This window comes from Clostridium hydrogeniformans DSM 21757, assembly GCF_000686705.1.
In the GTDB taxonomy this organism is placed as follows: domain Bacteria; phylum Bacillota; class Clostridia; order Clostridiales; family Clostridiaceae; genus Clostridium_Z; species Clostridium_Z hydrogeniformans.
The window spans coordinates 535,266-554,557 of record NZ_KK366004.1; the positions used below are offsets into that span (position 1 = coordinate 535,266).

Consider the following 19,292-nt stretch of genomic DNA (forward strand, 5'->3'; position numbering starts at 1 on the left):
GAATTAAAATAGCAATTTATGGTGCTCATTTTAGAGCTTAAAAGGGAAAGTGGTTTAAATCCACTACAGCCCCCGCTACTGTAAATGGTGACGAATCTTAATAACCACTGGTCTTTAGGCCGGGAAGGTAAGAGGAGAATGATCCATAAGTCAGGAGACCTGCCTTAAATTTATAAGCTAATTCCTTCGGAGGGAAGGGGAGTGGCGTTTGTAGTATCCTTTATTATAGTAATTTATTAGGATAATTATAAACTCATACCTTCTTTGGTATGAGTTTTTTTACTGCCCTTTCTTCAAGGTTTAAAAATAATTTAGAGAGGAAGAAGAAAATGAAAGGTTTTAAAAAGATTCTAGGATCAGTGTTAATATTTATGCTAGCATTTACCATGATGGCTTGTGGTAAAACTGCAGAAGAAAAAAAATCAACAGATAAGCAAGGGGTTACATATCCCTTAACAATAAAAGATTCTTATAATAGGGAGGTAACACTTTCTAAGGAACCAGAAAGAATAGTATCTATTGCTCCAAGTATAACGGAGATAGTAGCAGCTCTTGGAAAAGAAGATAAATTAGTTGGAAGAACAACTTTTTGTACTTATCCTGAATCTATAAAAAAGGTAGAAACTATAGGGGGATTACAGGATCCTAATATAGAAAAGATAGTAGAACTTAAGCCAGATGTTGTTATTGCCTCAACTCACTTTAAAGAGGACGTACTTAAAAAGTTAGAAGACTTAAATATAAAAGTTATAGTTTTATATGGAGAAGAAAGCTTTGAAGGAGTTTATGATACCATAGATAAAGTAGCAACAGTTTTAAATGCTAAAGATAAAGGCAATGAAATAGTAGATGGAATGAAAAAGAAAGTAGAAGATGTTAAGAAAAAGGTAGAAGGAAAAGATAAGAAAAAGACTTATTATGTTGTAGGATATGGTAAGGGCGGAGACTTCACTTCTGGAGGAGATACCTTTATCGGACAAATGATAAATATGGCTGGAGGAGAAAATTCAGCAAAGGATCTTAAGGGTTGGAAGTATAGCCTTGAGAAAGTAGTAGAGAGTAATCCAGACCTTATGGTTGTAGCAGAGGGAATGGGTGCTAAAGAAGGACTTAAACAAACTAATGGATATAAGGATTTAAAAGCAGTTAAGGAAGATAAGATTTATGAAATTGATCAAAATATTTTAAATCTTCAAGGACCAAGACTAGCTGATGGTTTATATGAACTTGCAAAAATAATACATCCAGAAGCTTTTAAATAAGAAGCTTTATAAATTATTTAAATAGTAGAAATCATAGATATATATTAAAATATGTTTTTAATCTTAAAATTTTAATATTAAAGTTATGTATATAATACAGTATTTTTTAAACTTTTGCTTTATGAGTTAGATGTTTTAAGGAAGAAACAGATTTTAAGATGAAAGAGGGAAAAATGAAGAAATTTATTAAGGACCATTTTAGTTTAGTATTTATTTCACTAATACTATTACTAGTTTTAACTATGATAATATCAGTGGCTTTAGGTGCCAGTGATGTATCTATAAAAGATGGAGCCTTAATACTATTAAAAAGACTACCCATAATAAATAATTATATAGATGACTCTTATATAAAAGAGACCACAAAAATAATACTACTAAACATAAGGATGCCAAGAGTACTCATGGCATCCTTGTGTGGTTCTATCCTTTCAGTGGTTGGAGGAACATTCCAAGGGATTTTTAGAAATCCAATGGCTGACCCTTATGTCCTAGGGTTATCTTCAGGAGCGGCCCTTGGGGCAAGTATTGCTATAATTCTTGGACTTGATAAATATATCTTAGGTATGGGATTAGTAAGTATTATAGCTTTTATATTTTCTTTAATAACTGCCTTTGTAGTATATAACTTATCTAGGGTAGGAAGAAAAATACCTACAGTTAATTTATTATTGTCAGGTATAGCAGTATCTTTTTTTATGTCATCTATAATGTCCTTAATTATGATTCTTAATAGAGATAAGATGGAAAAAATAGTATTTTGGACCATGGGAAGTTTAAATGGAGCTAGTATTAAGGAAGTAATAATGCTTTTTATAGTTGGTCTTATAGGAACAGCTGTGATAATTATATATTCAAAAGACTTAAATATAATTACTGTTGGAGAAGAAGGAGCTGTAAACCTTGGAGTTAATACAGAACGAGTAAAAACAATTCTTATAGTTTGTTGTGCCCTTATGGTATCGTTCTGTGTGTCTTTTACAGGAGTTATAGGTTTTGTAGGCTTAATAATTCCTCATATAGTAAGGATTATAAGTGGACCTAATCATAAAACATTAACATTACTTTCTGCAGTATTAGGAGGAATATTCTTAGTTATTTGTGATACCTTATCAAGAATAGTAATTCCTCCAACAGAAATTCCAGTAGGAGTTATAACAGCTTTATTTGGAGCACCGTTTTTTATATATTTACTTAATAAAGATAAAAGAAAGGGGCTGTAACATGAAAGAAATAATAGGAGTGAAAGACTTAAGTTGCATCCTTTCAGAAAAGAACATACTAAATAATATTAATTTGAATTTTGAAGAGAAGAAGTTGTATACCATAGTAGGGCCTAATGGATCTGGAAAAACTACTCTTCTTAAGCATATATGCAAAATATTAGATGTGAATCAAGGAGACATATATATTGAAGGGAAAAGTATAGGAAGATTTTCAGGAAGAGATCTTTCTAAGAACTTATCCTCAGTACCTCAAAATACACATACTAATTTTTCTTATAATGTTTTTGATATAGTCCTTATGGGAAGAAATCCTCATATAGGAAGATTTCAAAAAGAGAGTAAAGCGGATATAGAAATAGCAGAAAAAGCCATGAAAATTACAGGAACCTATGACCTACGTAATGAAGATATAGATGTGTTAAGTGGGGGAGAAAGGCAGAGGGTTATAATAGCTAGAGCATTAACCCAAGAAACTCCTATAATGCTTTTAGATGAACCTATATCTCAATTAGATATACACCATCAAATTCAAATTATGAATATATTAAAAGAGTTAGTGGAGAAGTTTAATAAAACAGTAATTTGCGTTCTTCATGATCTAAATATAGCAGCCCAATATAGTGATGAGATAATATTACTAGACAAAGGAAAAGTTTTTAGAAAAGGTCATCCTTCTCAGGTTATAACTAAGGAGATATTAAGAGAAGTTTATGGCATGGAGTTTCATATTATGGAAAATCCCATTAACTCCAGTCCTTTAATTTTACCCTATAATAATATATAATCTAGGGTAAAGAGGAGGATTAAGCTTATGATAACATTATTATCAATTATCCTTGCATTAGTAATTTTCTTAACATTAACCTCTATTGTAAATCTTACTACTTGGGGATTAAAAACTATAATGTTTTTTGGGGTGATATCATTAATGATAGCCTTTACATTAGCTAAGATGGTATTTTTTGCTGTGAAGTGGATAATAGTAATTGGAATTATAGTTTTTATAATAGATAAAATTAGGGACAAGCAATAAAGTAAGTCTATAATAAAAAGAAGATTTTTATCTGATGGCTAGGAGCTGTAACATCCCCATCCTCTAAAAGGTGGGGGGGAACAGCTCCTAGCCCCTAGATTACCTCATATAACCTTCAGATGGTGGAAAGAACACACCATCTGAAGGTTATATGAGGTCTATAGGAGTTATATTTTGTACCTCTTATAAAAATCTTCTTTTATATATTTATATCTTCTCTCTTTTAGTTAGGCTATGAATAAGGAAGAATCCAATAATTAAAGATAAAAGACAATATACCATATTAATTCCTGTAGGCATTCCAGGGAATACAGCTACTAAGGAGCCAGAAACAAAGCCTAAAATTAACATATAGGTTTTGCTTGGATATTTATTAAGTAAGTTTTCAATTATTTTTGTTGTGATTAAGGTTCCTAAAATTACCCCTAAAGAAAGAGGAATTAAAAATGGAATATTTAAGGTGTTTATAGCATTTAAAGTAGTATCATACAAACCTAAGGTTAAAAGTAGGAATGAACCACTTATTCCAGGAAGTATCAAGGCCACAGCTATAATTATGCCAGCAAAAAAAAGAAAAATCATACTAGATAATCCATTAGAAGTAGCTAAGGTAGATACAGCACTGGGTTTTAGAGACATTGCTATAACAAGAATAAATCCTAATAATGCAAAGGTAAAATCCTTATTATTTCTTTTTTCCTTAGTAGATTTTTTATATAATACTGGTATTCCGCCTAATATAATACCAATAAATAAAAAGCTCATTAAAAATGGGAATTTAGATAAAGCACTTTCTAATATTCTACTAAATAATAAAAGAGCAGCAAATGCGCCGGCACCAATTTGAAGCAGAAAAATAGAAGACTTTTTCCAATTATTAAAGAATGAGCTAATAGAATGTATTAAATCATCATAAACATTTAATACTATAGACATGGTACCACCACTGACTCCAGGTACTAAGGTAGCAATTCCAATAGCCATGCCTTTTAAGAAATTATGTAATCCCTTCATGTAATCCTCCTAATATTAAAAACAAATTATATGGAATTATATAATATATAAGAGAACTTAACAAGAGATTTATTGTTAAATTTTATGTATATTATTTTAACCATAAAGGAGGATCTTTTATATATGGCCTTATTTTATGAGTTTCTCTAAAAGAGTTTAAAATGTTTTTAATAGCTTCCCTATTATTTTCAAAGGTTTTTATATTCTCCATATCTACTCCTTGAGAAAAAGGACAGCTACTTATACATATCCCGCAATCGGTTCCAAGACTTCTCCATCTGTCATAACAGTTCTCTTGATTAATCTGCCATCTTAAATCATTATTGATTAAAGTTTTATCTCCTTTTTCTATGGCTTTTCCAGGACAAACTATGCTACAATTTCTGCAAAGATTACAAAAATGGTCTAAGCCAAAGGTGTCCTTAGGATCTTGGTTAAGAGGCATATTAGTAGTTACAACTCCTAGTCTAACCCTAGAACCATATTTTCTGGTAGTTATAATACCATTTCTACCTATATCACCTATACCACCATCTAAAGCAACTAGAGGGGCCACAACTAAATAATTAGCATCCATGTGATTACGAGCTTCGTAACCTAAAGACCTTATGTAATAGGAGATAATCATTCCAATAATGGATACATCCACATAAGCCTTTGAAGTTTCTATTATTTCTGATACCTGAGGTCCTCTATTTATCATATCTTTATCCATTTCTACAGCAAAGACAACTCCATAGGGATGCAGAGACTTAATTTCTTCACCATAGCTATTATCTTGTCTTCCTCTATGAGAATAATAATGATAGTCCTTCATTTCTAATGTATTAGAAAGACAAGCTCCATAATGGATGGCAAGTCCTTTTAATCTTTTTGATATGGTATCCTTATTAACTTCAACCTTATCTCTAGAAGGAGTTTTTTCTGCTAAGCCATGAATATCCTGTAAAAACATAAAGGCAGCTTCTGCCATAGGGGAATTTATAGGATCATAAGACATTGTTCCAGGACTACATAAATTAGGCTTTTTTCTTATTTCATCATCTAGAGTTTTTTTATCCTTATTTTTTTCGTAGTAATCTTCATATTGATAGGTACCCTCTTTATAATTCATTCGAGCAAACATAGTGTGACGCTCATCTATTCTGTTCATAAATACCTCCATAACCTTATAGTATTACTATATATTATAATTATTTTAAATAGCTATTGTAAAGTATTGAAAAGGAACAGTTGTAACTATATACTTATATTAATATTTATAGATGTAATTTTATAATAAGAGATAAGAACTTATTATTACATAAATTAATTTTTTAAGTTGAAAGATTATTCTTAATAAAATATTATAAGAAAAAGGAGAGGGGAAGGTATGGATAATTTTAAGATAGCAACCTTTGCTGGAGGATGTTTCTGGTGTATTGTAGAAAAGTTTAAAAGCTATGAAGGAGTTTTAGATACAAGGGTAGGATATACAGGAGGGGATATAAGTAATCCTACATATAAGGAGGTAAAGTCTCAAGAAAGTGGACATTATGAAGCTATACAAATAGCTTATAATCCAGAAAAAATAGATTATGAAAAGCTTCTTTGGATATTTTGGACACAAATAGATCCAACAGATGACGGTGGACAGTTTATAGATAGAGGTTCCTCTTATAAAACAGCTATATTTTATAGTAATGAAGAGGAAAAGTCCTTAGCAGAAAAAACTAAAAATCACATAGAGGAAAGTGGTGAATTTTCAAAACCTATAGTTACTAAGGTATTACCTTTAGGAGAATTTTATGATGCAGAGGATTATCATCAAGATTTCTTTATAAAGAATCCTATTGAATATGCAAAAGAAAGAAAAGAGTCAGGAAGAGATGAGTATATAAAAGAGCATTGGAAGAATTTTATATAATATAATAAAAACACTATGATAAGCTATTTAATAATTTATCATAGTGGTTATTTATGCAAGAATATAGTTTTAATTCTTTATAGTAATCAGTTTTTTAAGCATTTATTAAAAGGTTTTCAGAGTTTTCAAGAGATTCCCTTTGTTTTTCTTCTAAATAGGAACAAAGACTTTTAAATATCTTAATATCATGAATGGTAGATAAATACCTAAGATCTATTGTTATACCTGTATGATATTGGGTTATAAATTCCATATTATAAAGTTCAGTTTCCTTAAAGCCTTCTCTTAAATCATATATGGAAGGGTAAAAGTTATGCCAATTATTTTCAAAGTATTTTGTTTTAGCAAAACATAGTCTATAAACTTGAAATACCATACCTAGGACAGTGGCTTTTGAGGCAAACTTCAATGAGAAGTAGTCTTGAGTTGGATACTTAGCCTCTATTTTCTCATAATATAATCTATTATTTAAAGTAAGCCCATATTTATCTAGAACCTTACATTTTTCTTCTCCAAGATATTCCTTAAGAAATTTTTCTCGAAGAAGTGGATCCATAAGTTTAAGTTTTTCAAAGTCTAACACATATATCACCCTTTTCTATAAGTCTTATTTATATAGTAACTTAGAGATAAGGGTTAGTCTAATAGTTAATATGTATAAAGTAATTACAAAGTATTACTAAAAACTATAATATTTATTGATTAATATAATTCATAATAATTAAAGCTGTGTCTTCTAGTGCTCTATTAGTCACATCAATAGACTTACAACCAAGTTTTTTTATTATTTTATCAGAAAAGTCAAATTCTTCTAGTATCCTGCCTTCATCAGCATAGGAGATAGACTTATGATATGTAGAGAATTTATCAAGTCTATGTTTTCTTATATCAATTAAGTTTAAAGGATTTATAGTAAGTCCAAAAACTTTACTTTTATCTATGGTAAATAGTTCTTCAGGTATAGGAACCTCAGGAACTAAGGGAATATTTATGGTTTTATATCCTTTGTTAGCAAGATATAGACTTAAGGGGGTTTTTGAAGTTCTAGAAAGACCAACTAGTATTATATCAGCATTTTTAAGTCCTCTTAAGTCCTTAGAATCATCGTATTGAATAGCAAATTCCATTGCCTCTATCCTTTTAAAATAATCCTCATCCATTTTCCAAACAGCTCCAGGGTTATACACAGGAACACTTTTGGTTTTAGAACTTATTACATTCATAATAGGAGATAAAATATTTATAATTGTAATATTATTTTCTATACAACGATTTATTAAAAATTCTCTAACTTCTGATAGTACAATTGTACATATAATCACAGTATTCTGAAAATCATCTAGGGACTTAAGAAAGTCTTCCACATCTTCAAAAGATTTTACATAGGGTACTCTTTTAACTTCTATATCTTCTTTGAATTGACTACAGGAGGCAAGAGCTACAAGTTCAGCAGTTTCTCCTATAGAATCTGATAGAGCATAAACCTTAATCATAATATCACCTCAAGTTAATTTTATCATAAAATAAAAATACATTACTAATGATTTCTATAAGTATAAGTAAATTATTATTCTTAACTTAGTGTATCCTATGATTTATAATTCTAATACTTTCTTTAGATTAAGAGTGAAGGTAAAAGATTCTAAAGATGTAAAAGTTTCTAGGGCAGTGAAGTAAAGTAGAATAAATATAACTTTACACAAAAAATAGTATTAAAATTATAATATAAAAAATAGGATTCATAACTAAAAGATTTTTTAGTTATGAATCCTATTATAAATTTTTTTAATTAGTCTTTTTTTTACCATCCCCTGGTGGAGTGACCTCGTTATTAGTTGGGGGCTTTGGTGTAGTTACAGGTGGAGTAGTGGTATTTGGATCAGTAGGATTTGGATCTTTATTTTCTTCCTTATCCTTATCTTTATCCGAATCTTTATTTTCCTCAGGAACTACAGGAGCCACAGCTGTGTTATCTTGTTCTGTTGGAAGAACATATTTTTGATCCTGTAGGGTAACTGAAGGTTTATAATTTCTTGTAATGAAAACTCTACTTTCTATTAAATCCTTAGTAGTATTTCCATTAGCAAGCTTTCCATTAGACTTATTTATCTTAGCTTCTACATGAGTATCACATAAAGAGGTTGGTTGAGTTCCATCTATAAACATTTCAGAATATACCCTTCCTCCTCTTGGATCTCTAGAGCATAGATTTGTAGCAAGTTTTCCAGAATCCTTACATACATCAACTCTTACTAAGCTAGAAGGTTCAGATAAATCTTTATAAGGTAAACCTTCATGAGCTTTTGCCATTATCTTTGACCAAATGGCTGCTGCATCTCCACTAGAGCCTTTAATAGGTCTTGAGAGATCATCACCAATCCAAACAGCTCCAGAATAATATGGGCTAAGTCCAGCAAACCATAAGTTTTTGTTGTCAGAAGATGTACCAGTTTTACCTGCTACAGGCATAGAACCCCACTTAGCTCTTCCACCAGTACCAGGAGGAGTTACAACCCCTTTAAGTAAATCATACATAATATAAGAGGCTTCTTTAGAAATAAGTTGTTTTTCTTTTGGTTTTCCATCTAAAATTACTTTACCGTTTCTATCTTGAACCTCTGTGTAAAGCATAGGATCAATGTACTTACCTTCATTTCCGAAAGTACCATAGGCAGCGGATACCATTAGAGGGTTACCACCATCTAAGTCTTTATAAGAGTTATTAAATTCTCCTAGTGCTAGAGATGCAATACTTTCTTTAGAGTCCTTATTAATAATCAAACCGAACTTTTCTCCATAGGCACTACCAGTTGAAAGTCCTATCATGTCCTCGGCTTTAACTGCTATTGTATTTTGAGAACGCTGAAGACCTTCTCTAATAGTTAAATAACCTTTAAAGTCGTTTGTATCATAGTTTTTAACTTCGTATCTAGCATATTTTTTTGATACGGCATCAGACAGCGGAGAATCCTCTAAAACTGTTGCTGCAGTACCTATTTTACTATCTATTAGTGGGGCATAAACAGTTAGAGGTTTTACAGCAGATCCTAAGGGTTTCAGATACTTATTAGAAGCACCTCTATTAAAGGATAAAGCAGGTTGATCTCCACGACCTCCAATAATAGTTTTAACTTGTCCTGTTGAGTAATCCATAACTGCTGCTGATACTTGAGGCTGAATTAAATTAGTCTTATCATCTTTTTTTCCATTTATTGATGTAAGGGATGAAGCCTTGTCAATAACCTCATGTTGAGCATAGTTTTGAAGATTTCTATCCATGGTGGTATAAATCTTTAGTCCACCATAGTTTAACATTCTATCTACTTCTTTATCAGTATATCCATATTGAGTCTTTAAGTCTTTCTTTACCTGAGTCATAACAGGTCTTGAGAACCATTCAAAGTTTAACTTATCAGCATTTTGTTTTGGTGGGTTAAACTTTATTCCATTAGCTTCAATGTCAGCTATGGTATTATTATATTCTTCTTCAGAAATCTTATTGAGTTCCTTCATTTTTCCAAGAACTAATTTTGTCTTATTTATATAAGGACTTGGATCCTTCTTAGCACTAGGTGAGAAGGGATAAAATCTAGCAGGATTTTGAGTAACTCCAGCTATATAAGCACTTTCAACTAAGTTTAAGTCCTTAGCTGATTTGTTAAAGTACTGTTTAGCAGCAGCTTCAACCCCATTAGCTCTTCCACCTAGGTGTATTGTATTTAAATAAGCTTCAAGAATTTGTTCCTTAGTTAATGTTTTTTCAAGTTTTAAAGCCATGTACATTTCTTGTATTTTTCTTTTTAATGTTACTTCATTAGTTAACAATGTATTTTTAAGTAACTGCTGGGTTATAGTAGAAGCACCATGTAATCCACTTTGTCTTGTTATCTTATTTTTAATATCTATATATACAGCCCCTAGAACTCTTCTATAATCGAGTCCATTATGTGAGAAAAACCTTTCATCTTCTATAGAAACAAAGGCATCTTTAAGATTTTGGGACATATCATTTATAGATATTATGGAACGTTTCTGTTCTGTAGGAACATAGTCCATAAATTCACCCTTATTATCATATAAGGTTGAATCTTCATTTAAGGATAAAAGAGCATTTATATCTAAAGGTGGTGCCGTTTTTACTATTGCGAAAGAGACTCCAGCAAGGGCTATACCAATAAGTAGTGTAAAAAATACAAAACCTAATAGTATCTTTTTCCATACCTTTGTGGGGCTGCCTTTCTTCTTACTTTGTTTTTTTCCTTTACCCATAGTTTCCTCCTAACTTTATTGGTTTTTAATTATAGCAAAATAAATTCATATTAAAATATTATATCATATTATAGCATATTAATAGAATGATTAATTAAATTTTTGTAGGGGGAATTTATGTGAAAAGGGTTAGAGTAAGTAAGGGTAAGATGATTTTTTTTACTATAGTTATAATAACTGTAATAATCTTCAATGTGACTATTTATCTCTTTGATAAAAAAGTTATGCCAAGGGTTATGATAATAGGAGATGCTGAAATGAGGGCTAAGTCTATTTTTATTCTTAATGATAATATAAATAGAATATTTAAAGAAAAATTTAATTATGAGGATATAATAAAGGTCGAGAAGGATAGTGAAGGCAATATATCAATGATAAGAGCAGATACTCTAAAGATGAATACCCTAGCAACAGAGGTTGCCTTAAATAGCCAAAAGGATTTGAGGGAAATTGGAGCTGTGGGAATAAAGATTCCCTTAGGTTATGTTCTAAATAATAACGTTATTGCAAATATTGGACCAGATATTAGTATAAAGATGCAACCAGTTGGAGATATTGAAACTACTTACACCTCAGAATTTGAAAGTGCTGGTATTAATCAAACTAGGCATAAGATATATTTAAATGTAAAGACTAAAGTTAAAGTAAATGTACCCTTAAAGACTAACGATTTAGAAATAGCTCATGAGATACCAATATGTGAGACTATTATAGTAGGAAAGATACCAAATACAAATTTTCAAATGGATAAATCCCAAGGGTTTAAAATTAATTAGGGCAGTCTATTGACTACCCTAATTAAATATATGTACTTTAGTTATCTTCCCAGTTGAAAACATAAGGAATATTTCTATAGTAATCACCATAGTTTAGTCCATATCCAACAACAAAAATATCTTCTATTTCAAAACAACAAAAATCAGGTTTTAAATCTACCTTTCTTCTTGAAGGTTTATCTAAAAGAACACAAGATTTAACTGATTTTGCACCAAGGTTTTTAACATGGTTTATAACAAAATCCATAGTTATTCCAGTATCTACTATATCATCTACTATAAGAACATCTAAACCTTCTATATTGTCTGGGATGTCGTTAACCACTTGAACTTTACCAGTAGATTCTTCTCCATGACCATAGCTTGAAGTTGTCATAAAGCCTATTTGAGTTTTAACATCTAAATTTCTAACTAGGTCTGCAGTAAAAATAAAGCTTCCTCTTAATAAGGAAAGAACATAGACATTACGTCCTGAATATTCTTTAGAGAGTAATGCTCCAACCTCTTTTATTCTAGAACTAATTTCCTCTTCGTTTAATAAAATATTTACTTTTTTATCTTCCATTGTTAGCCTCCATACCTACCATATTTACATTGTTGTAAATATGGTATAAAATAATATGAAAGTTGTCAAGTATATTACGTTTTCAAGCCTATATTAAAAGAAAGGGAGGGCTTTATAATGATATATGGTAATATAGAAGGAATAAAAAACAGCATTTTAAATGAATTAGAAGAACTTCAGAATTTAAAAAATGATAAATATGTATTTGCATCATTAGAAATAATAAACACAATGGTAAGGGTAACAGATATGCTACAAAGAGAGGTTAGTGTAGCTATAGATAGACGAGGAAAAGTTGTAAGTGTAGCTGTTGGCGATAGTACAACAGTTGAGGTACCCTTAATTGACATTAAAGAAAAAAAATTAAGTGGAGTAAGAATAGTTCATACTCATCCTAATGGATCTTCAAGGTTATCTGCTTTAGATAATACTGCTTTACTTAAATTAAAGCTAGACTCAATTATTGCTCTTGGAGTAGAAGAAGGAAAGCTTAAGGAGATAACTTTTGGATTTTGTGGAGTGCAAAATAATCTTCTTATTGCAGAATCAACTAAGGCTATGAGTGAAGAAGAGGCTGCAGGAATAAATATTTTAGAGAAGATTAAAGAGCATGAGGAACTTATAAAATTTAATGAAGTAGAAGAAGATAATGGGGAAAAGGCTATAATAGTAGGCTGTGATAATGAAGAAAGTCTAGAAGAACTTGAAGAGCTTACTAAAGCTTGCGATATACCTGTTTTAGAGAGAGTTTTTCAAAATAGGCATAAAATAGACTCTGCTTTTTATATAGGTAGTGGTAAAGTAGAGGAAATAGCTATGTTATGCCAAGGTTTAAGGGCTAATATAGTAGTTTTTGATGATGAGCTTTCAGGATCCCAGGTAAGAAACTTAGAAGAAGCCATAGGAGTTAAGGTTATAGACAGAACTACTTTAATTCTTGAAATATTTGCAAGAAGGGCAAAATCCAGGGAAGCAAAAATACAAGTAGAACTTGCTCAGCTTAAATACAGACAAACAAGACTTTTAGGCCTTGGAACTGTACTTTCAAGAACTGGAGGAGGTATAGGTACTAAAGGACCAGGAGAGAAAAAATTAGAAATAGATAGACGTCATATAAGAGAAAGAGTTTATGACTTAAATAGTGAACTTAAAAAGATAAAGAAGACTAGAGAAATTCAAAGAGAAAAGAGAAGTAAAGAAAATATTCCAAAAGTATCCTTAGTAGGATATACCAATGCAGGTAAATCTACTTTAAGAAATGCTCTATGTGATATTGCATCTTCTAGGGATTTAGTTAATAAGGAAAAAGTTTTTGAAGCAAATATGTTATTTGCAACCTTAGATATAACAACAAGAGCTATAAGTTTAAAGGATAATAGAACTATAACCTTAACTGATACTGTTGGATTTGTAAGAAAACTTCCCCATGATTTAGTAGAGGCATTTAAATCAACTTTAGAGGAAGTTATATATTCCGATGTTTTAGTTCATGTGGTAGATGCATCTTCAAAGGAAGCATTAAAGCAAGTAAATGCAGTGGAGGAAGTATTAAATGAACTTGGAGCAAGGGATAAGAGTCAGATTTTAGCTTTAAATAAAATAGATAGTGTAGATAAGGAAACCTTAGAAACATTAAAGGAAGCCTTAGAGGGTTATGATATTATAGAAATTTCAGCTAAAAATAATATTAATCTAGATGAACTTTTAGAGTATATAGGTACCAAGTTACCATATACATTAAAAGAAGCAGAATATTTAGTTCCCTATAGTGATCAAGGAATAGTGTCATATATGCATAGAAATGCTAACGTGCTTTTAGAAGAATATAAGGATAATGGAACTTATATAAAGGCGCAGGTAGACGATGAAGTATATAATAAATGTATAAACTTTATGATATAAAGGAAAAATACCTAGAGGATTCTAGGTATTTTTTAATATATGTATTTAAAGTAATTAGGACAAAGAATCAACTTATTAAAATTCATATAAAAGACCTATAAAGGGAACTTTCTTTAAGTATTAGTTTTTATTTTAATTTAAGGATAGGTAAGTGAGAGTAACTTTAGGATTCTACTATATTATATTTTAACATTGAAGATGTAAGTTCTTATTATAGATATACCATATGATAATTAGAACTAAATTATCAACTATCATTATTTAATGTGTATTAAAAGAATGAGTTTTGAGGTGGTTTATCTACTTATAAAAAGTGAATTTAATGTAAAAAGGAGAGGGAGTTATGGAAAAACTATGTCCTATATGCAATAGTATTTGTACAAAGCATGTAAGGTGCACAATGTGTGGAGAATTTATGGAGGATATGGGAAGAAATTCTCAGTACTATGATAGTTATAGTGCAGAAGCTGAAATTAACAATAGTGGTAAATGCATACATTTGTATCATTGTAATAAGTGTAATGAAGAAAATCTTGTAAATATAACTGAAATATTTATTTAACCATTGAAATAAAATTAAAAATAGATATATAATAAAGTAATGATTTTGTAAATAAATGGAGGGGTGTAGGGTGGTAAAGGCCATTATAAGTTATCAAAGAGTATTTAATAATATAGTGGAGAATCTAAAGAAAAGTAATGATGTATTAGCAGTATTGGTATTTGGAAGTATTGTAACAGGTGATGTTTGGGAGGAATCGGATATAGATTTTTTTGTGGTATGTGATAAAAATCCTGAAAATATAGAAAATATATATCTAGAAGAGGGAGATATACCAGTACACATAAAGCTTATGAATAAAGAAACCTTTATGGATATAGTAGATGGAAATAATAAAACAATTGGATTCTCAAGAGTTTTCTCTGCATCGAGATTAGTTTTTTCAAGGGATTATTATATTACTGATAAATATAATAGTGGAAGATATTTTAAGGATGTTGATAAAAATAGATTGTCTATGGTGTACCTTGGAAATCTTTTAAAAGAATTAAAGGTATGTAAAAAATACCTGTATAATGGGGGGAATTACACAGCTTTTTTAAGTGCTGTTAGAGCTATGGAAGGATTCTCAAAACTTTATGTGAATTCCTTAGGTTATATGACTAGTAAGGATGCACTATCTATGGCATCAGATTCTAATATTGAGTTTAAAATCACATTAGAAAATTTATTCTTTTATAAAAACAATGGAGAAGATGTGGTTAAAGACACCATAGATTTTATAGAAAGAGGAATAGATGAGATTTTTAAAGTAAGCACAAACTTTTTAGTTGAGGTTTTAAGGGAAGAGAAAAAACCATTAAGCGCTGAGGAAATAAAGAATATTCCAATATTTAAGAACTTCAATATAGAGATTGAAGAAATACTAAAGGAATTATTTAAAAGAAGCATGATAAAAAGAGAAATAAGGGAGTATAAAACTAAGGAGGGGAATTTCCTATTTAAAGAAAACTCATACTATCTATAAGGTTATAATGTATGATGAAAGATAAAGATAAAGTTAAAAAATAAAAACTTATAATAAAAAACTTTATTTAGGATAAATAGGGAGCTTTATGGACAAGTTTAAAGTAGAATTTATAGAGGATACACCTAAGTATGTACAGCTATATAGGCATATTAAAAGGTTAATAGATAAAGGGGAAGTAGAAGACGGACAGAAGCTTCCAACTATAAGAATGCTTTCTAAGGAGCTTAGAATAAATAATGTTACTGTGGTTAATGCTTATAAAAAGTTAGAAAGTGAAGGTTATGCTTTTCAGAGAATGGGAAGTGGAACCTATGCAAAAAGAAAGATTCTTGGAAAAAGCTTCAGAAAGGAATATAGAGAAACTTTTAAAAAGCTATCTATTGAGGAACTAAGAAATAGCATAGATTTTTCAGGAGAAAGCACTAGTAGTTCACATTTTCCAGTGGAGGACTTTAAAAATCTTATAAATAAGGTCTTAGATAGGGATGGGGCAGAAGCTTTGATGTATCAAGAATCATTAGGATTCAAAGGTCTTAGAAATGTAATCAATAAAGAATTTTGGAATGATACATTAGATATTGATGATATATTAATTGTTTCTGGAGCTCAGCAAGGAATAGACATTATAGCAAAAGCTCTTATAAATGTAAATGATAATATAGTAATAGAGAAGCCAACCTATAATGGAGCAATGATGGTATTTAACTGGAGAAGGGCTAATATCTTTGAAATAGATATGGAGGAAGATGGGGTTAATATAGACAAGCTTCAAGAAGTTTTAAAAAAGAATAGGATAAAATGTTTTTATACCATGAGCTATTTTCAAAATCCAACAGGATATTCATATAGTCTAGAAAAGAAAAAAAGACTTTTAAATCTAGCGGAAAAATATGATTTTTATATATTAGAAGATGATTACTTATCGGAACTTATATTTAATGAGGATATAAGTTATAACAGCTTCAAATCTTTAGATCTGAATAATAGAGTTATATATGTAAAAAGCTTTTCAAAGATATTTTTACCAGGAATAAGAATAGGATATGTAATAACTCCAAGAAAGTTTAGAGAAATAATACAAAATTCTAAAATTAATACGGATATATCCACATCATCTCTTATGCAACGTACTCTCGCTCTTTATATAGAAAATGGGCTTTGGAGAGAGTATATGGTAAGTCTTATAAGGGAATATGAAAAAAGATACTTTTTTATGGAAAAGTACATAAAGGAGAGGCTCTTCAATAAGGTAGACTTTATAAGCCCAGGAGGTGGGCTTAACTTTTTTATAAAAATAAAGGATAATATAAATATGGACTCTAAAGAGTTATTTTTAAAGTGTAGAAAAAAAGGAGTCATAATAACTCCTGGAGTAATGTTTTTTAAGAATGAGATAGAAGGTATTAAATACTTTAGAGTAGGATATTCTCAAACTAACTTGGAAAAAATTAAAGAAGGAATAGATATAATAAGAGAAGTAATGGAGGATTATTAATGGCATACATGACTATAAAAAAGGAAAGGGCTATTGGTGAATTTGAAGAGAGAAAATCAGAATTCATAGGTCATATAAAAAGAGTCACTAGTGAGGAAGAAGCTAGGGCATTTATTGATGAAATAAAAAATAAGCATAAACAAGCTACTCATAATGTATATGCCTATATAATAGGTGAAAATATGGGGATTCAAAGGTATACAGATGATGGTGAACCTCAAGGGACAGCGGGGATTCCTATGCTAGAGGTTATAAAAAAGAATAATCTTACTGATTGTTGTGTTGTTGTTACAAGATATTTTGGAGGAATACTTCTTGGAACAGGAGGATTAGTAAGAGCTTATTCTAAGGGAGCCAGTGTGGCTATAAAAGAAGCTGGTATTGTAGAAAAGGTAAAGGGAGTAACCTTAAAAATAGTTATGGACTATGATCTGTTAGGAAAGGTTCAATATGTGTGTATGGAGAATAATTGGCATATTGAAGATTCAGAATACACGGATAAGGTTACTATATATACACTTTGCGAGGAGCATATGGAAGAGAAAATAAGAGGAGAGCTTATAGAATCAACTAACGGAAAAATAATTATAGAGAGCATAGGAGAGGGCATATACTTTAAGGAAGGGTATCGCCTTTATTCCAGCATATAACTAAGTTGAAAGATTTAAATATTTTATGGTATAATATTCTTTGAAAATTTTAGATTGTTTTATAACATAATTAATAGTTGAATGTTTATTTTAATAAGGTAATTAAATTCAACTATTAGATTTATAGATGAGTTTTCTATGCTTTTAAAAAGTTATTATTGAATTTAAAAAATAAATTAAGCTTAGAATTACTTTATAATGGATTCATAGTTAGGAGGAATTAGAAACATGTCAGGACATTCAAAATGGCATAATATACAAGCTAAAAAAGGTAAGGTTGATGCTAAAAGAGGAAAGATCTTTACAAAGATAGGTAAAGAAATAATGGTGGTAGCTAAAATGGGTGGTTCAAACCTTGAGGCTAATCCAAAATTAAGGGATGTAGTGGCAAAAGCAAAGGCTGCTAATATGCCTTTAGATACAATACAAAGAGCTATAAAAAAAGCGGCTGGAGAATTAGAGTCTGTAACCTATGAAGAAATAGTATATGAAGGATATGGTCCATCTGGTATAGCTGTTATAGTAGAAGTTTTAACAGATAATAAAAATAGAAGCGCAAGTAATGTAAGACATGGATTCTCTAAGTATGGTGGAAACATGGGATCTAACGGCTGTGTGTCTTTTATGTTCCAAAAGAAGGGTGAAATTATCGTAGAGAAAAATGATAGCTTAGATGAAGATGAATTTATGATGATGGCATTAGATGGAGGAGCAGAGGATTTTATATCTGAAGATGAGGTTTATGTAATTACAACATCACCAGAAGATTTTGGATCAGTTCGTGAAAATCTTGAAGGAAATAATATAGAATTCTTAGAGGCAGAAGTTAAGAGAATACCAGATAATTATACTGCAATAGATGAAGAAACAGCAGTTAGCTTCCAGAAGATGCTAGATATGCTTGAAGATGATGACGATGTTCAGAATGTTTATCACAATGCAGAGTTCCCAGAAGGCTTTGAAGGATAATATATAAATCAAGGCTTTAGCCTAAGTTACTTATGTTAAGTTACTGTAATCCATTATGGCATACATAGATTATGGTTTTTGATAATGGTAAATGTTGAATTTCTATTAATTCCATTGTGGATATGCGAGTAGTACACCTTTATGAAACTTATATAAAAGTTTATGGAGGTGTATTTTTTATGTTATTATCAGAGATGTTAAAGGAATTTATATTTGATTGTGAAATTAGGAAAATGAGTAGTAGGACTATTAAAAGTTACAAAAACATAATACAGGTTTACCATTAACTATTGAAGCAATAGAAAGAGTTGTAAGACTGGCTGGTGAACAAGCAAAAGTTAGAGAAGACATAAGGTGCAGTTCTCATACAATAAGGCATTACTTTGCACAAGCACAATTAAGGAATGGGTTAGACGTTTATTCTTTATCTCGTCTATTGGGACATGAAAATATATCTATAACTAAAAGGTATCTTCAAGGGTTACAAGATGAGATTATCTTAGAAATGAGTGTAAAGACGAGTCCTCTAATGAATTTGTAGGTAAGGTAAAGGTAGAAAACACAATGGTTAAAAAGAAATAGGATTCTAACTTTTACTTTTCTTGTATATATAAATTAGGGTTTTTGTGACATATGTTGACACTTATAAAATTATTGGAAATACTCATTTTAAAGGGAATTTAGGTCAATTTT

Annotated in this window: 18 protein-coding genes, 1 pseudogene and 1 riboswitch; of the genes and pseudogenes, 13 read left to right on the top strand and 6 right to left on the bottom strand. The window is 30.3% G+C overall.

Going from position 1 to position 19,292, the window contains the following annotated elements:
- Positions 1 to 2 precede the first annotated feature (2 nt).
- Positions 3 to 181: riboswitch (cobalamin riboswitch) on the top strand.
- Between the two features lie 148 nt (positions 182 to 329).
- The 4 genes from BR69_RS0115720 (at position 330) to BR69_RS0115735 (ending at position 3,521) form a co-directional block, all read left to right on the top strand.
- The gene (locus BR69_RS0115720; RefSeq protein ID WP_027634042.1) at positions 330 to 1,262 is read left to right on the top strand and encodes an ABC transporter substrate-binding protein; all 933 of its coding nucleotides are present in this window, start codon (positions 330 to 332) and stop codon (positions 1,260 to 1,262) included.
- A gap of 173 nt (positions 1,263 to 1,435) precedes the next feature.
- On the top strand, positions 1,436 to 2,485 hold the full coding sequence (locus BR69_RS0115725) for a FecCD family ABC transporter permease (RefSeq protein ID WP_051623646.1): 1,050 nt from the start codon (positions 1,436 to 1,438) through the stop codon (positions 2,483 to 2,485).
- 1 nt (position 2,486) lies between these two features.
- Positions 2,487 to 3,272 carry an ABC transporter ATP-binding protein gene (locus BR69_RS0115730; protein ID WP_027634044.1) on the top strand — a complete coding sequence of 262 codons (786 nt, stop codon included), beginning with the start codon at positions 2,487 to 2,489 and terminating at the stop codon, positions 3,270 to 3,272.
- A gap of 27 nt (positions 3,273 to 3,299) precedes the next feature.
- Positions 3,300 to 3,521, top strand: coding sequence for a hypothetical protein (locus BR69_RS0115735; RefSeq protein WP_027634045.1), 222 nt, complete (start codon positions 3,300 to 3,302; stop codon positions 3,519 to 3,521).
- A gap of 207 nt (positions 3,522 to 3,728) precedes the next feature.
- Here the strand turns inward: BR69_RS0115735 and BR69_RS0115740 are convergent, their stop codons facing one another.
- Together BR69_RS0115740 and BR69_RS0115745 are read right to left on the bottom strand one after the other, a co-directional pair.
- The gene (locus tag BR69_RS0115740; RefSeq protein ID WP_027634046.1) at positions 3,729 to 4,535 is read right to left on the bottom strand and encodes a DUF368 domain-containing protein; all 807 of its coding nucleotides are present in this window, start codon (positions 4,533 to 4,535) and stop codon (positions 3,729 to 3,731) included.
- Positions 4,536 to 4,626: 91 nt separating this feature from the next.
- Positions 4,627 to 5,688, bottom strand: a complete 1,062-nt coding sequence (locus BR69_RS0115745) for a 4Fe-4S dicluster domain-containing protein (protein ID WP_027634047.1) — start codon at positions 5,686 to 5,688, stop codon at positions 4,627 to 4,629.
- Positions 5,689 to 5,907: 219 nt separating this feature from the next.
- On the opposite strand from BR69_RS0115745, the gene msrA reads away from it, so the two are divergent.
- A complete protein-coding gene (gene msrA, locus BR69_RS0115750; protein WP_027634048.1) occupies positions 5,908 to 6,441 on the top strand; it encodes a peptide-methionine (S)-S-oxide reductase MsrA in 534 nt (177 codons plus the stop codon).
- A gap of 94 nt (positions 6,442 to 6,535) precedes the next feature.
- Here the strand turns inward: msrA and BR69_RS0115755 are convergent, their stop codons facing one another.
- From BR69_RS0115755 to BR69_RS20705, 3 genes are all read right to left on the bottom strand, one after another.
- The gene (locus BR69_RS0115755) at positions 6,536 to 7,024 is read right to left on the bottom strand and encodes a hypothetical protein (protein WP_242840703.1); all 489 of its coding nucleotides are present in this window, start codon (positions 7,022 to 7,024) and stop codon (positions 6,536 to 6,538) included.
- Positions 7,025 to 7,136: 112 nt separating this feature from the next.
- Complete coding sequence (locus BR69_RS0115760; protein WP_027634050.1) at positions 7,137 to 7,934, bottom strand: pyruvate, water dikinase regulatory protein; 798 nt, start codon at positions 7,932 to 7,934, stop codon at positions 7,137 to 7,139.
- 292 nt (positions 7,935 to 8,226) lie between these two features.
- A complete protein-coding gene (locus BR69_RS20705) occupies positions 8,227 to 10,710 on the bottom strand; it encodes a transglycosylase domain-containing protein (protein WP_051623647.1) in 2,484 nt (827 codons plus the stop codon).
- A 119-nt stretch (positions 10,711 to 10,829) separates the two neighbouring features.
- On the opposite strand from BR69_RS20705, the gene yunB reads away from it, so the two are divergent.
- Entirely contained in the window at positions 10,830 to 11,486 is a 657-nt protein-coding gene (gene yunB, locus BR69_RS0115770; RefSeq protein WP_242840704.1) for a sporulation protein YunB, read from the top strand.
- Positions 11,487 to 11,523: 37 nt separating this feature from the next.
- Here the strand turns inward: yunB and hpt are convergent, their stop codons facing one another.
- Positions 11,524 to 12,051, bottom strand: a complete 528-nt coding sequence (gene hpt, locus BR69_RS0115775; RefSeq protein ID WP_027634052.1) for a hypoxanthine phosphoribosyltransferase — start codon at positions 12,049 to 12,051, stop codon at positions 11,524 to 11,526.
- Between the two features lie 117 nt (positions 12,052 to 12,168).
- Here hpt and hflX point away from each other — a divergent pair, with 117 nt between their 5' ends.
- The 7 genes and pseudogenes from hflX to BR69_RS21605 all read left to right on the top strand — a co-directional run.
- A complete protein-coding gene (hflX, locus tag BR69_RS0115780; protein WP_027634053.1) occupies positions 12,169 to 13,953 on the top strand; it encodes a GTPase HflX in 1,785 nt (594 codons plus the stop codon).
- A gap of 343 nt (positions 13,954 to 14,296) precedes the next feature.
- The gene (locus tag BR69_RS20710; protein ID WP_034850017.1) at positions 14,297 to 14,515 is read left to right on the top strand and encodes a hypothetical protein; all 219 of its coding nucleotides are present in this window, start codon (positions 14,297 to 14,299) and stop codon (positions 14,513 to 14,515) included.
- A 70-nt stretch (positions 14,516 to 14,585) separates the two neighbouring features.
- Complete coding sequence (locus BR69_RS0115795; protein WP_027634054.1) at positions 14,586 to 15,482, top strand: nucleotidyltransferase domain-containing protein; 897 nt, start codon at positions 14,586 to 14,588, stop codon at positions 15,480 to 15,482.
- A gap of 88 nt (positions 15,483 to 15,570) precedes the next feature.
- Positions 15,571 to 16,980 (top strand): MocR-like pyridoxine biosynthesis transcription factor PdxR, encoded by a 1,410-nt coding sequence (gene pdxR, locus BR69_RS0115800; protein WP_027634055.1) that lies wholly within the window; start codon positions 15,571 to 15,573, stop codon positions 16,978 to 16,980.
- Positions 16,980 to 17,630: a YigZ family protein gene (locus tag BR69_RS0115805; protein ID WP_027634056.1), complete on the top strand. Its 651-nt coding sequence runs from the start codon at positions 16,980 to 16,982 to the stop codon at positions 17,628 to 17,630. The genes pdxR and BR69_RS0115805 overlap by 1 nt, the downstream gene beginning before the upstream one ends.
- 228 nt (positions 17,631 to 17,858) lie before the next feature.
- Entirely contained in the window at positions 17,859 to 18,599 is a 741-nt protein-coding gene (locus BR69_RS0115810; RefSeq protein WP_027634057.1) for a YebC/PmpR family DNA-binding transcriptional regulator, read from the top strand.
- Positions 18,600 to 18,885: 286 nt separating this feature from the next.
- Positions 18,886 to 19,140 (top strand): annotated as a pseudogene (locus BR69_RS21605) (tyrosine-type recombinase/integrase); the annotation flags it as partial.
- Positions 19,141 to 19,292 lie beyond the last annotated feature (152 nt).

Coding starts and splice junctions, on each gene's coding strand:
- BR69_RS0115720 (WP_027634042.1), top strand. CDS start 330: ATGAAAGGTTTTAAAAAGATTCTAGGATCAGTGTTAATATTTATGCTA.
- BR69_RS0115725 (WP_051623646.1), top strand. CDS start 1,436: ATGAAGAAATTTATTAAGGACCATTTTAGTTTAGTATTTATTTCACTA.
- BR69_RS0115730 (WP_027634044.1), top strand. CDS start 2,487: ATGAAAGAAATAATAGGAGTGAAAGACTTAAGTTGCATCCTTTCAGAA.
- BR69_RS0115735 (WP_027634045.1), top strand. CDS start 3,300: ATGATAACATTATTATCAATTATCCTTGCATTAGTAATTTTCTTAACA.
- BR69_RS0115740 (WP_027634046.1), bottom strand. CDS start 4,535: ATGAAGGGATTACATAATTTCTTAAAAGGCATGGCTATTGGAATTGCT.
- BR69_RS0115745 (WP_027634047.1), bottom strand. CDS start 5,688: ATGAACAGAATAGATGAGCGTCACACTATGTTTGCTCGAATGAATTAT.
- msrA (WP_027634048.1), top strand. CDS start 5,908: ATGGATAATTTTAAGATAGCAACCTTTGCTGGAGGATGTTTCTGGTGT.
- BR69_RS0115760 (WP_027634050.1), bottom strand. CDS start 7,934: ATGATTAAGGTTTATGCTCTATCAGATTCTATAGGAGAAACTGCTGAA.
- BR69_RS20705 (WP_051623647.1), bottom strand. CDS start 10,710: ATGGGTAAAGGAAAAAAACAAAGTAAGAAGAAAGGCAGCCCCACAAAG.
- hpt (WP_027634052.1), bottom strand. CDS start 12,051: ATGGAAGATAAAAAAGTAAATATTTTATTAAACGAAGAGGAAATTAGT.
- hflX (WP_027634053.1), top strand. CDS start 12,169: ATGATATATGGTAATATAGAAGGAATAAAAAACAGCATTTTAAATGAA.
- BR69_RS20710 (WP_034850017.1), top strand. CDS start 14,297: ATGGAAAAACTATGTCCTATATGCAATAGTATTTGTACAAAGCATGTA.
- pdxR (WP_027634055.1), top strand. CDS start 15,571: ATGGACAAGTTTAAAGTAGAATTTATAGAGGATACACCTAAGTATGTA.
- BR69_RS0115805 (WP_027634056.1), top strand. CDS start 16,980: ATGGCATACATGACTATAAAAAAGGAAAGGGCTATTGGTGAATTTGAA.
- BR69_RS0115810 (WP_027634057.1), top strand. CDS start 17,859: ATGTCAGGACATTCAAAATGGCATAATATACAAGCTAAAAAAGGTAAG.